The following is a 15461-nucleotide window of genomic DNA, read 5'->3' on the forward strand; positions in this document are numbered from 1 at the left end:
AGAGTATATGTTCGATTTGATTTCATAAGCTGAGCATGATCCCGGTCATTTATGCTCAGCTTTCTTTTATATTATGTGTCTGGGAATAGCGAAAGAATGATTTTCAATAAAAATATAATCCCAAACAATGACCAGGCACCATTCCTGATACCTGGCCATGAAGAGAAGTGCTCGGTTGTTCTGGGATGCTGTGGGTTTGCATCACGTATGCAGCACGCATATCCGAAAAGCCCCATTTTACGGGCATCCATAGTTCTCAAAGAGATAATCTCTCTTATTTTTCGGAGAAAATATCAACCCTCGAAAGCTATGCTTTCGGGGATTTTTGTTTTTTGAAAAAGAAGTTTGAAAATTTAACAATAGTATTGTTTAACAACTAATTTTTTTACCATATTGATATCCAAGGTTATAGGCGGCAATTGCACTTTTATGGCGTACAGTGCCAGCCTGACTATCAGGCAGGTGGGAAAGGTCAGATTGCGGAAGATTACCGTTTAAAGCATCTTTTAAGCCTTCTTCATAAGCACAAGCTGCACAGATATGTCGTCCTCCATTTCTGTTATCCTGAGCTTCTGGAAGTTCATTAAATCCTTCTAAATAACGATGTTGTTTGTTGCAAGTAGCCATAGCGTGAAACCTCCTGGTATTTATTTTTTGAAAAATAGATTATTCTTAATAATAAATTTATCATTTTCTTGTATAGATAGCAATCTGTTTTTGGGCATTAAGCATGAATATATTTTTGTATTCCAAAAGTAAAGAGTAAAGACTGAGGTTGTTCTTTTGGCTGTTTGCAAGTATAATAGACGAGAGAGATTATTGAAAAGAAATGTAAACATAAAGAAGAGGAAGTGGAATGAGAAAAACAGAGATTGTGCCTTTTGTGAAATGGGCAGGTGGAAAACGTCAGTTATTAAGCCAGATTCAGGAGAGAATGCCTGAAAATTATAATCATTATTTTGAACCGTTTGTGGGAGGCGGTGCTGTGTTTTTTGGGACGCAGCCTTCAAAAGCATTAATTAATGATATTAATAAAGCGTTGATTAATACTTATCAAAGAATCTGCAACAGTCCCAAAGAGTTTTTAAGTGAAGTAAATAAAATAGATTCTGAGATGTGGGAAGATGGAAAACAGTATTATTATAGCATTAGGGAACGTTATAATGATAAGTTAATGAAATCGGAATATGATGTAGAATTGGCGGCATTATTTGTTTTTCTAAATAAACATTGTTTTAATGGTTTGTATCGGGTAAATGGAAAAGGTCTTTTTAATGTGCCATATAATAACAGTCGCAGAGCATCTGTAGAAGAAAATGTAATTTGGGCTGTTTCAGAATATCTTCAGAATATTACGATTTTGCAGGGAGATTTTGAGGATGCTTGTAAAGAAGCGAAAAAGGGAGATTTTGTATTTTTGGACAGTCCTTATGCGCCATTGAATCCTACTTCGTTTGAATCCTACACAAAAGAGGGATTTGATATAGAAAGTCATAAGAGACTGGCAAAACTTTATGATGAATTAACAACGAGAGGATGTTACTGTATGCTTACAAATCATAATACAGACTTGATAAACGAGTTGTATGGAAATAAAGGTTATAAAATAGATGTTGTAAGTGTCAGGCGTATGATTAATTCTGATGCATCTAATAGAGTGGGAGAAGAAGTAATAATATGTAATTATTAGAAGAAGTTAGAGACTTTGCAGGAATGTATTTTCACTTTACAGGACTGACTTGACACAAATTTAAAATACGGTATAATGGCAGAATATACGCATTTTGAAAGGAGATAGGTATGAACCAGATTCTGACAGGAATAAACGATTTCATGTACACGTATATTCTGCTGATTTTGCTTGTGGGTGCTGGTGTATTTTTTACCGTATTTACAAAGGGAGTTCAGATTCGTTTATTGAAAGATGGACTAAAATCCATTATGGAAAAGAAAACCGGAAATGAGGGAGAAAAATCGGTTTCTTCTTTTCAGGCATTGATGATTTCTACTGCTTCAAGAGTAGGAACCGGAAACATTGCCGGAATTGCAACTGCAATCGCAGCGGGAGGACCGGGAGCGGTTTTCTGGATGTGGGTTATGGCAGTGGTCGGCAGTGCGTCTGCTTTTATTGAGAGTACGCTGGCTCAGATTTATAAGGTAGAAGAAAATGGACAGTTTCGAGGTGGTCCATCTTACTACATGGAAAAAGCATTAAAAAAACGCTGGCTTGGAATCCTGTTTTCCATCGCATTGATTATCTGCTTTGCCTATGGATTTAACGGACTTCAGTCCTTTAATATGTCCTCCGCGTTAGAGTATTACATTCCAAATTATTCGCAGACCCATGTACCGATGGTGGTTGGTATTGTACTGGCTGTTTTATTTGCTGCAGTTATCTGGGGCGGTGCACATAGAATCGGAGTAATTACTTCTTTTATTGTTCCGGTTATGGCAGTTGTTTACATCTTAATTGGAATCTATACCATGCTCACGAATTTAAGCAGTATTCCGCATGTATTTGGTATGATTTTTGAAAATGCATTTAGTGCCCGTTCTTTTGCCGGAGGATTTGCCGGAAGTGCGGTGATGATTGGAATCAAGAGGGGTCTGTTTTCAAATGAAGCCGGTATGGGTAGTGCGCCAAACGCAGCGGCATCTGCAGATGTTGACCATCCGGTCAAACAGGGGATGGTGCAGGTGATTTCTGTATTTATTGACACACTTTTAATCTGCAGTACCACGGCTATGATGCTTCTGATTTCCGGAGTGCAGGGAGAAAGTGGAGTATTAGATGGAATCCCTTTTGTACAGGAAGCAATCCGTGCGAACATTGGACAGTGGGGAATTCATTTTATTACAGTCTCTATCTTTGCCTTTGCTTTTAGCAGTCTGGTTGGAAATTATTATTATGCGGAATCCAATATTTTATTTATTAAAAACAGTAAAGTGTTATTAAATATTTTCCGCATTACCTGTGTCGTAGCAATTTTCCTTGGGGCACAGGCGGATTTTTCCGTAGTCTGGAATATCGCAGATATCACAATGGGGTTGATGGCAATCATTAATATTATTGCGATTATGCTGCTTAGAAAGACTGCAATTAAAGCACTGAAAAATTATGAAGAACAGAAAAAAGCTGGAAAGAATCCGGTGTTTAAAGAATCCGATATTGGAATTAAAGATACGGTGTGGAAATAAGAATTCGTATTGGTAAAAAAAGAAAAATCGGTATGCAGAGCACTAAAGTCTGCATACCGATTTTCTTTTTAAGATTTCACATGGTATTTTATATTCATCCTGATGGGATGGTTCGGGATGTTCGATTTTTTGAATTAAATAATCTGCTGCAATGGTTCCCATTTTTCTTAAAGGAAGTGCCATAGTAGATAAGGCAGGGGTAAATGCGGCACAGATTTCCCTATTATCGAATCCAATAACCGAAAGGTCTTTTCCAATAGTCAAATTGTGTTTGGCAGCGTAATCATAAACGCCTGCTGCCATTAAGTCATTCATGGCAAAGATTCCGGTCACGCCTTCTTTGACCAGACGCTTTGCACCTTCATAGCCATCGATCCGGTTCCAGTCACCACTGATTTCCCACGATGGATTAAACGGAATCTGATATTCATAAAGTGCTCTTAAGAATCCTTTGCGTCTTTCAAGGGTATGATAGCTGGCCTCTGTTCCCTTGATAAGCCCAAGTTTTCTGTGTCCGTTTGCGATCAGCTCTTTTGTAGCTTCATACCCCCCTTGTTCGTCATCGTAAATAATCGAAGTAATCTCAGGATTTTTTACTCGTCCATAGACTGCGACAAGCGGAACGGAGAAGAGTTCGGAAATATTATCCATGACATGGTAATGTCCTTCAATGTAAATAATTCCTTCCACCCGTTTGGCGAGCATCTGCTGTACTTCATCTTCGACAAGCGAGTCATAATTTTCTTCTTTATAAAAAAAATTTCCATATTTCTGATAAAGCCGCATATTTCCCATTAAGAGCGTATACCCTTTTTCTTCCATAAATTCACTGATGCCGTCGATAATCGATGGAGTATGGAAGATAGTGAGATCCTCGGCAATAATTCCAATGGTTTTCGTATTTTTCTGTTTTAAGTTTTTTGCCATATAGTTTGGCACATAGTTCATTTCTTTTGCAGTTTCCAAGACCAGTTTTTTCACTTCATCGCTGGCTTTGTTTTTTCCATTTAAAATATTTGATACGGTAGAAATTGAGACATTACACGCCTTTGCAATTTCTTTTATTGTTGCAATAAAAATCACCCCCTAAAGTAAAGTGTAGTTTTTTGGTATTTTTCTTTTATTATAGGGAGAAGTTTCGGTTAAGTCAATGAATTGAAAAGAAAAATAAGTAAAACGTTATTTTATAGTAAAATTCTATAAAAAATAAGACTAAAAATTAGAAATAACAACTAAAATGTAAAATATAATCACAAAAACATTGAATAAGTTGCTCGATGAGAGTATACTGAGAAAGAAAATGGTAAAACGTTTTACAAAGCTGCGAAAAAAGATACAAAAAAGACTGTGCGTATCTGAAAGAGGCAGTGAAAAAAGAAGGAGGAATTATTATGGATAAGAAACAAGTACCGCGCTCGATTCTTTCAATCGCAATTTCCACGATTATGGTGCTTGGAAATTATCTTCCATATCTGGGTAGTATTGATGTACTTGCAGCAACAGATGGAATGATTGCGGAGAAGACAGAAAATGGATATCATTTAAAAAATGATTACTTTGACGTAGAGACCGGTAAATATGGAGAAATCACGTCATTGAAAATTGTGGGGGACGAATTTGACACAAACTATGTCATGAATGTGAAGGATAATCCAAAACAGGACACCGGTGCACATGAATGGCTTGGAGATTTGATGTTCAAGACCAAAAAGGATGGTGAAGATTCCTGGAGTGAATCTCTTACCAATTCTTCTGATGCAGGAAGAACGGTTGAATTAAAAGATAACAAAATTATTGTGACTTATGATAATTCAAAAGCAGAAGGCACTCGTGCCATTAAAGATTTTAAACTGGTAGAAACCTATTCTTTAGTGGATGACCAGTTAAAATGGGATATCACTGTAGAAAATACCAATGATTCTGATTTGGTATTTGGAGATTTCGGAGTTCCGCTTGCATTTCATGAAATCTGGGTGAATCAGGGAGAAGCTTATGAAGCCTGCACAGTCGACCATAGCTTTGTTGGAAAAGACTCCTCTTATGTATATGCAACAAGACCGAGTGGTCAGGGTCATTTCCTGCTAATGACACCGGAAACAGAAACAGGTGCCGGATTTGAATATCAGGACCACTGGCAGGTGGGACAGAGACGTGCAGAAGAAAAAGAATGGTGTATGGATCAGGCAGACTGGGCAAACGGTCTGAATGTATTCTATATTCATTCTGATGCAATCAGTAAAGATGCAAAATCCGGAAATAAAGGTTACATGGAAAGTTCCAGCATGACTTTAAAAGCCGGAGAAAGCAAAACCTATTCCTTTAATTTTACAGGAGTAGCAGATGAATCTGAGATGAAAACCGAACTTTATGATGAGGGAATCATTGATGCAGTTGCAGTTCCGGGCATGACATTTGCAAAAGATATGCCGGCAAAAATGTATCTTCATACAAAGGTAGATGCAAAGGATATTTCTTTTGAATATCGCTGTCCGCATACCAATAATCTTCATCAAGGTACAAATACCGTTTCCAATAATCTTGCGTGTGAACGCACAGACGAAAACACTTATGCAAAATATCTGGAAACAAAAGAAATCAATGGAGAGCAGTATCATATTTATGAAATTGCTTTTGGAGATTTAGGACAAAATGACATCATTGTAAACTACAAACAGGATGGAGAAGAAAAAACAACCATGCTGCAGTTCTATATGATGGATGATTTAAAATCTGCACTGTCTACTCACTCTGATTTTTTACTGAAAACACAGTGGGATGCAGCAGGTGAGATTCAGGATAAAGTATTTGATGACTGGATGATGGATACCAAGTCCAAACGAGGCTCTTTTGATGGTTACTGGGGCTGGGGTGATGACTGGGGATATGTTCATGGCGAATATCTTGCAGAAATGAACTCCTACAATCCGGTAAAAGAGCAGGTACAGGCATTAGATGAATACTTAAATGTAGCAATCTGGCAGAATCTGATGGGAGAACATCAGGAAGATTATCTGATTCACGACTTCTTAATGGAAGAGCCGAACAATACACCGACTTACCGTGGATTTGCATACCCGCATATCTACAATACTTACTTTGCTATGTATAAAATTGCAAAACAATATCCGGACTTAATTGATTATATCGAAGATGCAGATACATACCTGCTTCGTTGTTATAACATTATGGATGCGTTATACAATGAAGGAACCGTTGGTTATAACTGGGCAACTGGTCTGATGGGAGAATCTACTACACCGGATATCATTGAAGCTTTACAGGAACGTGGATATGAAGAAGAAGCGGAAAATTTAACAAGTATCATGGAGAAAAAATTCCAGAATTTTGCAAATGACCCATATCCATATATCTCAGAATATCCTTATGACAATACCAGTGAAGAAGCAATCTACACTCTGGCAAAAATGTTTGGAAATGATTCCGTTATGTCAAAAGTCAATGAAAAAACAAGAGCCTGCCGTGGTGTACAGCCAATCTGGTATCATTATGGAAACCCAACCACAATCTGTGGTGAAAACTGGTTCAACTTCCAGTATACTGCTTCTCTTGCAGGATATTGTATGGATGACTGGCTTCGTTTTGAAAATAATGGCTTAAGCAGTGACGAAATGGGTGAAGCACAGAGAATTAACTATGCAGGAAAACTTGCAAACTTTACCGTAATTAACTCCGGACAGATTGATGCTGACTCAGAAAACATCGGAACCGTTTCCTGGACTTATCAGTCAGAAATGGGAAATGATACTGCACTTGGAACCGGCGGTGGAAAACTTCATAATGGCTGGAGACAGATGTCTGGTGAAGCTGACCTTGCGCTTTTTGGTGCAGTTCGTATCGCTTCCTCTGATGTTGCAGTCGACCCGGTATTCGGTTTATTTGGATATGGCTGTGAAGTGAAAGATAATGGTGCTTCTTACAGTGTTGTTCCGTTAGATGGTGTTTACCACAGATTAAACCTGATTAATAATAAGATTTCTTTAGAACTGTATCGTGACCAGTATGACAGCGCAACCGTATCAAAAGATGGAAGTACAATTTCCATGAACATTGTAAATGTAACCGGTGTAGAACATGAATCTAACTTAGACCTGACAGGTATTCCGGCAGGAAATTATCAGGTACTGGTAAATGGAGAAGTAGCAGGAAGCTTTATCGCAGGCGAAGGTACAACAACAGTCGCTCTTCCTCTTCCGGCAGGAGACAGCGCAAAAGTAGAAATCAAAGCCGGAGATTTATTAGAAAACACAACACCTATAGTTGATGCAGGAAAAGATGTAACAACAGCTGTAAATGAAACAGTGATGCTTCATGGAAGCGCAAGAGACAATGCATGGTTACATACAGAACCGGCTGTAAAATGGAGTGTAGAAGAAGCTCCGGAAGAAGCAGAAGTAAACTTCTCAAATAAAGAAACAACTTCCACAAAAGTAAGCTTTACAAGAGCTGGTGAATACACCTTAAAATTAACAGCCAAAGGCAAGAGTAACAGTGCATCCGATACTGTAAAAGTTACGGTAGAAGGAGAAGAGGACTTGCCGGAAGTACTGGCACAGTATGATTTTGAAGCTGCCAATATGGACACTGCAAATAAGAAAGTAAAAGATATCAGCGGTTCCGGTATTGATGCACAGCAAAAAGGAAATGTAGAAGTTGCAGAAGGAAAAGATGGCGGAAACGGTATTTCCATGGACGGAGAAATCGGTGGTTATGTCAAACTTTCCAGTGACTTGACAAAGAACACAAAAGAAGCAACCATTTCCATGGATGTGAAATTAAACGGTACGCAGACAAATGGAACAAGACTGTTTGAATTTGGCGATATGGATGGAAATGTATTCCAGGTATCTTTTGAAAGTGCAAACGAGCTGTCTATGACAGTAACCAATCTTGAAACCAATGAATCAGAAACTGCAAAAGCAGGTGTGCTTTTAAATTCTGGTTCTTGGCAGAATGTAGAAGTAACCTTAAAAGATAATATCGCAGTTTTATATATCAACGGAGAAGCGTATGCCCAAATCAAAGATGCAGGATTTTCCTTTGATAAACTTGGAAAAACACAGAAAAACTTTATCGGTCGTGCAAGTTCTGAAAGTTCTCCGTGGTTAAACGGAACTTATGATAACTTTAAGATGCTTTCTAAAGCGGTAAGCGCAGAAGAATTAAAGAAAGAATATGGTTCTGAAGCAGAAACTACAATTAAAAATGTTGTAATTTCACCGGTGATTACCTCCGTTGGAGTTGCACCAAATATGCCAAAGACAGCAAAAGTAGAATACTCAAACGGCTTATGCAAATATGAATCCATCACATGGGATGACATTGAAAAATCCTTATATACAAAACGTGGTGAATTTGAAGCAAACGGTAAATTAGAAGCAATTGATTATCCGGTATCTACCAAAGTACAGGTAGTAGAAGGAAAAGAGCAGAACATTGCTTTGATTGCAACACCAACTGCAATTGTAAATACACCGGAAGATTTAGGCGGTGTGGCAGGCTTAAATGATGGTTATGACCCGGCAAGTTCAAGAGATACTTCTCACGGAGTATGGCATAACTGGCAGGGAGGAAATCAGTCAGGAGATGCATGGGTTCAGTACACATGGAATAACGAAGTAACAATTACAGGAACAGATGCTTACTACTTTACCGATGGAAATTTTGCACCGGCATCCGTAAGCTATCAGTATCTGGATGCAGACGGAAACTGGAAAGAAGTAGAAAATGGAGACGGATTTGGAGTGAAACTCAATCAATACAACAAGACTACATTTGCTCCGGTTACAACAACTGCAATCCGTATGTGGATGAAACCAAAAACATTAGGCTGTGGTGTTATTGAATGGAAAGTTTATGGCTATTCGAATGAAATGGCAGCAGACAAACAGTTATTAAAATCTGCACTGGATAAAGCAAAATCTGTTGACACTTCCTTATTTGAAGAAGGTGCAGATGCTACTTTAAGTGCAGCAATCGAAGAAGCACAGGCAGTTTACGACAACAAAGAAGCAACCCAGGATGAAGTAGATGCAGCAGCAGCAAAACTCGAAAGAGTCATTGCTTCTCTTCCGGCAAAAGATGGAAACCTTGCATTTAGCGCAACTGCTTCTACAAGCTTTGTATCCGGCTGGGAAAAACTTTCTGGTATCAACGATGGTCTTGTTCCGGAAAAATCTTATAATCCGGGAATCGCAAGATACGGAACATGGGGCAACACAAGTAAATACGAAACTCTTACTTATACCTGGGGTTCAGAAGTAACCTTAAAAGGCAGTGATATTTACTTCTGGTATGATGGTTCAGAAACTGACAACGGTGGAATTAATCTTCCGACTTCTTATGTATATGAATATCTGGATGCAGATGGAAACTGGAAAGAAGTACCAAATGCAAGTGATTATAATTTAGATATCGACAAATTTAATGCAACTACATTTGATGAAGTAACAACAACCGCTATTCGTGTGACCTTAAACAAACAGGCAGAAGATAATACAGGTGTAGGTGTTGTAGAGTGGAAAGTATATGGTACGTTAGCGCCTGTTGATAAGAGCGAGCTGACAGAGGCAATCAAAGAAGCTGAAAAATTAGAAGCAGGCTCTTATACAGAAGAAAGCTGGACTGCATTTACAAAAGCACTCGCAAACGCAAAAGCAATTGAAGCTGATGCACAGGCAAGCAAGAAAGAAGCAGAAACTGCACTTTCAGCCCTGATTAAAGCACAGAACAATCTGGAAGAAGTTACAGAAGCCCCGGATAAGACTGCTTTAACGGAAATGATTCAAGAAGCAGAAACCAAACAGCAGGAAGCTTATACAGAAGAGTCCTGGAATGCATTTAAGACAGCACTTGATGCGGCAAAAGAAGTAGAAAAAGCAGAAAACGCTACAAAAGAACAGATTGAAGAAGCACTTTCCAAGCTGAAAGAAGCAATGGCAAATCTTGAATTATCCAAACCGGATACAGAGGTAAAAAATCTTGCACCAGATGCAAAAACAGACGGACTTTGCAACTATGACGGTTTAGACGGCAGAATCGATGACCTTGGTGGTCTTGCAAGCTTGAATAACGAAAAAGAACCGGCAAATTCCGCAGATACCTCAAATGGTGTATGGCACAACTGGCATAATCGCTATGCAGAAGACGGAAGTGTTGTAGATGGATGGGTTTCCTATACATGGGAAAAACCGGTTGAAATTGAAAGCATGGATGTGTATTATTTCCAGGATGGCGGCGGAAACTTCCTGCCACAGTCCGCAGGCGTAGAATATTTAGATGAAAATGGTAACTGGGTAAAAGTTGCAGATGCACAGAACTTAGAATGTGCAGCAGATAAATACAATACAATTGCACTTGGAAAGCTTAAGACAACAGCAGTACGCCTGACTGTAGTACCACAGCTTCGTGAAGGCGCAACAGAAGACGCCTCAAGAGGAACCGGTATCATCGAATGGAAAGTAAATGGAGTTTACGCAAAAGAAGAACCGGAAATCGTAAATAAAGAAGCATTATCTGCAGCTTTAGTGCTTGCAGAACAGAAAGAAGAAAATGCATATACAACAGATAGCTGGAATGCATTTAAGGAAGCCTTCGATGTGGCAAAAGAAGTTTATGCAAAAGAAGATACAACTCAGGAAGAAGTAGATGCGGCAGTATCTGCACTTGAAGTTGCTATGAAAGCATTAAAAGAAAAAGCAGACAAGACAGAATTAACTGCATTAATCGAACGTGCAAAAGAAAAGAACGAAGCAGACTATACAAAAGAAAGCTTTGAAATATTTAAGACTGCATTGGATGTAGCCGAAAAGGTAGCCGCAGATGATAATGCAGAACAGAGTGCGGTAGATGAGGCAAAAACTGCACTTGCAGAAGCAATGCAGAATCTTGTTGAAAAACAGAAAGTAAACAAAGGCGCATTACAGGCAGCAATTGAAGAAGCAGACAAGAAAGTAAAAGAGGATTACACAGAAGAAAGTTTTGAAAGCTTTGAACGTGTATTAAAATCTGCAAAAGAAGTTTATGCAGATGAAAATGCAGCACAGGAAGAAGTGGATAACCAGACTGCATTATTAAATGCAGCAATGGCAAATCTGGTTGCAAAACCAACCGAACCGGAAAATCCGGCAGATAAGAGCAAATTGGAATCTGCACTTGAAAAAGCAGAAGCATTAACAAGAGCAGACTATACAGAAGAAACCTGGAACATTTTTGCAGAAGCACTCGAAAAAGCACAGAGAGTAGCTGGAAATGAAAATGCAGCACAGGAAGAAGTAGACGAAGCAGTAAGCGGACTGGAAAGTGCAATGGCACAGCTTGAAAAAGTAGATGGTGGAGAAGAAAAACCATCTGTTGAAGAGCTCAAAGCATTAGTAGAAAAAGCGGAAGAATTAAACAAAGACGACTATGTAGCATCTACCTGGGACAATTTTGCACAGGCATTAGAAGCTGCAAAAGCAGTGCTCGACTTAGACGATGCAACGCAGACAGAAATCGAAGCTGCAAAAGAAAACCTGCAAAAAGCAATGGAAGCATTACTGTCCAAGACAGGATGGCAGGTAATCAATGGTCAGAAATACTATTATGGCGAAGACGGTATAAAGAAAACAGGATGGCAGGAAATCGACGGTAAGAAATATTACTTCGGAGAGGAAAACGACGGAGCAATGAAGACTTACTGGCAGCAGATTAACGGTAAATGGTATTTCTTTGGAAACGATGGTGCCATGAGAACTTACTGGCAGAAAATCTGGGGCAAATGGTATTTCCTCGGAAGTGCAAACGATGGCGCAATGAAGACCGGCTGGCAGCAGGTTTACGGTAAATGGTATTACCTCGGAAGTGCAAACGATGGCGCAATGAAGACCGGTTGGCAGCAGGTTTACGGTAAATGGTATTATCTTGGCTCTGCTGAAGATGGTTCCATGAAGACTTACTGGCAGCAGATTAACGGTAAATGGTACTTCTTTGGAAATAATAATGACGGAGCAATGAAGACAGGCTGGCAGAAAATCTGGGGTAAATGGTATTACCTTGGAAGTGCAAACGATGGCGCAATGAAAACCGGCTGGCAGAAAATCAACGGCAAATGGTATTACTTTGGAGGAGAACAGGATGGTTCTATGAAGAGTAATGTATGGGTTGGCGATTATTACTTAGATAACTCCGGAGTTTGGAGCAAAACAAAAAAGAGCAAATAAAACTCTTTTAAAAGGATTTAACCAAATCAAGGAAGTCCCCTGCTTCAATTGCAAAAAGCAATAAGCAGGGGTGGGGACTTGCTTGTATCAGGAGGGGGCAAGCCCCTTCTGATAAGCTGCGTAGCAGCTATTTGGTTATGAGCAAGTAGCGAAAGCGGATTGCGAATATCCGCTTGACTAATGAAACAAAAAATAGGGGCAGAAGCTTATCAAAGGGCTTTTGTCCCTGTTTTGCTTTTTCACGTTCTTTTTGATATAATACAAAAAAGTCAAATGCAGAAAGTGTAGGTTTATAATATAGATGGATTTAGAGAATACAAACAAACTGACAATCGGGATTCTGGCACATGTCGATGCCGGAAAAACGACGCTTGCAGAAAGTATTTTATATCTGACAGGCAGCATCCGGAAACTGGGGCGTGTGGATCATCAGGATGCATTTTTGGATACTTATGAATTGGAGCGGGAGCGTGGAATTACTATTTTTTCCAAACAGGCGGAACTTAGATTAGGAGAGCGGGAAGTTACCCTGCTTGATACCCCGGGACACGTGGATTTTTCGGCTGAGATGGAACGGACCCTTCAGGTATTGGATTATGCCATTTTGGTTATCAGTGGAGCAGATGGCGTACAGGGACATGTACAGACCTTATGGCGTCTTTTAAAACAGTATGGGATACCGGTCTTTTTATTTATCAATAAAATGGATCAGCCGGATACCAATGAAAATGCACTGATGGAAGAATTAACCAAAAGATTGGATGGAAAATGTATTAATTTCAGTGCCGGACTTGAAACAGAAGAGGCAAAGGAAAATCTTGCAGTCTGTGATGAGGCAGTATTGGAACATTATCTGGAAAGCGGAGAAATTGAGAGAGAAGAAATCATAAACTTAATAGCAAAGAGAAAAGTCTTTCCTTGTTATTTTGGTTCGGCTTTAAAGATTCAGGGTGTCGAAGAATTTTTAAGAGGAATCGAAACCTTTACAAGAGAATGTGCCTATCCTGAAGAATTCGGTGCAAGGGTCTTTAAGATTGCAAGAGATGCACAGGGAAACCGATTAACTTATTTAAAAATAACCGGCGGAAGTTTAAAAGTAAAAATGCTGTTATCAAATGAAAAAGAGGCAGGAGAAGGAAAAGAAGAACTCTGGGAAGAAAAAGCAGAACAGATTCGGATTTATTCCGGAAATTCTTTTGAGGTAGTAAAAGAAGCCAAAGCCGGAAGCGTCTGTGCGGTGGCGGGACTTTCTCATACTTACTGTGGACAGGGGCTTGGAATCGAAGCCCATACGTTTTTACCGGTTTTAGAGCCGGTCTTAACTTATAAAATCGGACTGCCTGAAGGCTGTAATGTGCACAGTATGTTAATCAAACTAAAAGAACTGGAAGAAGAAGAACCGCAGCTTCATATTGTGTGGGATGAGAGATTACAGGAAATCCATGCACAGGTTATGGGCGAAGTGCAGATTGAAATTTTAAAGCGCATGATTTGGGAACGCTATAAGACAGAAGTGGAGTTTGGCAGCGGAAAAATCGTCTATAAAGAGACGATTGAAGACTGCGTCGAGGGAGTCGGACATTTTGAACCGCTTCGCCATTATGCCGAAGTGCATTTAAGATTAGAGCCGGCGGAAAGAGGCACAGGACTTCATTTCTTTGCAGACTGCAGTGAAGATTTATTAGACAGGAACTGGCAGAGACTGGTGATGACGCACTTAGAAGAACGAATGCATAAAGGAGTTTTAACCGGTTCGGAAATTACAGATATGAAGGTTACGCTGATAAGCGGGCGGGCACATTTAAAACATACCGAGGGTGGAGATTTCAGACAGGCGACTTATCGTGCGCTGCGTCAGGGACTGAAAAAAGCAAAGAGTGTCTTATTAGAGCCGGTCTATGAATTTCGGCTGGAACTGCCTGCAGATAAAGTGGGAAGGGCAATGGCGGATATTCAGAAAATGTATGGGGAATTTCAGCTTTCAGACAGCGAAGGAGAATATTCCGTAGTGACTGGTTTTGCGCCGGTTTCTTTGATGCGTGATTATCAAAAAGAAGTGATGGCTTATACAAGCGGGCACGGCAGACTGTTTTGTACCTTGAAAGGCTATATGCCGTGCCATAATGCGGATGAAGTGATTGAAGAGATGAACTACGATTCCGAAAGCGATTTGGAAAATCCAACAGGTTCTGTCTTTTGTGCGCATGGGGCAGGATTTATTGTGCCGTGGTATGAAGTAGAAGACTATATGCATCTGGAACTGCAGACACCGACGGAAAAACGGGTAGAAGAAGAACTTCCAATGCCAAAAAGAACCCCAAAAGAAGCCGAAGCTTATCTAAAAGAAGGGGTTCAAAATGAAGAAGAACTAAGAGCCATCTTTGAGCGTACGTATGGTGCAGTAAAAAGAGAACGACAGGGCTGGGAGCGGGTTTCAAAAAGAAATCCAAACAGAAATCCAAGTGTCAGAAGCAGTGAGACAGAAAATACCAGAAAAGAGAAAAAACGAGAACCGATAAAAGAATATCTGCTTGTGGATGGTTATAATATTATATTTGCATGGGAAGATCTAAATGAACTTTCAAAAATCAATATTGAAAGTGCAAGAAATAAGCTGATGGACCGTTTAAGTAATTATCAGGGGTATAAAAAAATGACTTTGATTCTGGTCTTTGATGCTTATAAAGTCAAAGGCAATCCAGGAAGTGTAATGAAATACCACAATATTTATGTGGTCTATACCAAAGAAGCAGAAACCGCCGACCAGTATATTGAAAAAACAGTACATGAAATTGGCAGAAAATATCAGGTTACAGTTGCCACTTCGGATGCCTTAGAACAGGTGATTATCTTAGGGCAGGGTGGAAACCGGCTTTCTGCTGCAAATCTTTTAGAAGAAGTAGAAGCAGTAGAAGCCGAGATTTCAAAGAAAGTGCAAAAAAAGACATCGAAAGAGAAAAATTATCTGTTTGACCATTTAGATGAAGAAATGGCAGATTTGATGGAAGAAGTACGGTTGGGAAAGAAAAAACTTCAGAAATAAAA

The 15461-nt window shown here is 39.5% G+C and carries 6 protein-coding genes; 4 read left to right on the forward strand and 2 right to left on the reverse strand.

Annotation, left to right across the window (positions count from 1 at the left end; genetic code table 11):
* Positions 1 to 369: 369 nt before the first annotated feature.
* The gene (locus ACYQ2D_RS14805; RefSeq protein ID WP_022303640.1) at positions 370 to 627 is read right to left on the reverse strand and encodes a hypothetical protein; all 258 of its coding nucleotides are present in this window, start codon (positions 625 to 627) and stop codon (positions 370 to 372) included.
* A gap of 229 nt (positions 628 to 856) precedes the next feature.
* Between ACYQ2D_RS14805 and ACYQ2D_RS14810 the strand changes: the two genes are divergently transcribed.
* Both ACYQ2D_RS14810 and ACYQ2D_RS14815 read left to right on the forward strand, forming a co-directional pair.
* The gene (locus ACYQ2D_RS14810; protein WP_459785985.1) at positions 857 to 1690 is read left to right on the forward strand and encodes a DNA adenine methylase; all 834 of its coding nucleotides are present in this window, start codon (positions 857 to 859) and stop codon (positions 1688 to 1690) included.
* Positions 1691 to 1800: 110 nt separating this feature from the next.
* Positions 1801 to 3198: an alanine/glycine:cation symporter family protein gene (locus tag ACYQ2D_RS14815; RefSeq protein ID WP_459785986.1), complete on the forward strand. Its 1398-nt coding sequence runs from the start codon at positions 1801 to 1803 to the stop codon at positions 3196 to 3198.
* 42 nt (positions 3199 to 3240) lie between these two features.
* Here the strand turns inward: ACYQ2D_RS14815 and ACYQ2D_RS14820 are convergent, their stop codons facing one another.
* Complete coding sequence (locus ACYQ2D_RS14820) at positions 3241 to 4281, reverse strand: LacI family DNA-binding transcriptional regulator (protein WP_372555323.1); 1041 nt, start codon at positions 4279 to 4281, stop codon at positions 3241 to 3243.
* A gap of 308 nt (positions 4282 to 4589) precedes the next feature.
* Between ACYQ2D_RS14820 and ACYQ2D_RS14825 the strand changes: the two genes are divergently transcribed.
* Positions 4590 to 12416, forward strand: a complete 7827-nt coding sequence (locus ACYQ2D_RS14825; RefSeq protein WP_459785988.1) for a DUF5695 domain-containing protein — start codon at positions 4590 to 4592, stop codon at positions 12414 to 12416.
* A 301-nt stretch (positions 12417 to 12717) separates the two neighbouring features.
* On the forward strand, positions 12718 to 15459 hold the full coding sequence (locus ACYQ2D_RS14830) for an NYN domain-containing protein (RefSeq protein ID WP_459785990.1): 2742 nt from the start codon (positions 12718 to 12720) through the stop codon (positions 15457 to 15459).
* Positions 15460 to 15461: the final 2 nt, after the last annotated feature.

The organism is Blautia stercoris, assembly GCF_054657695.1.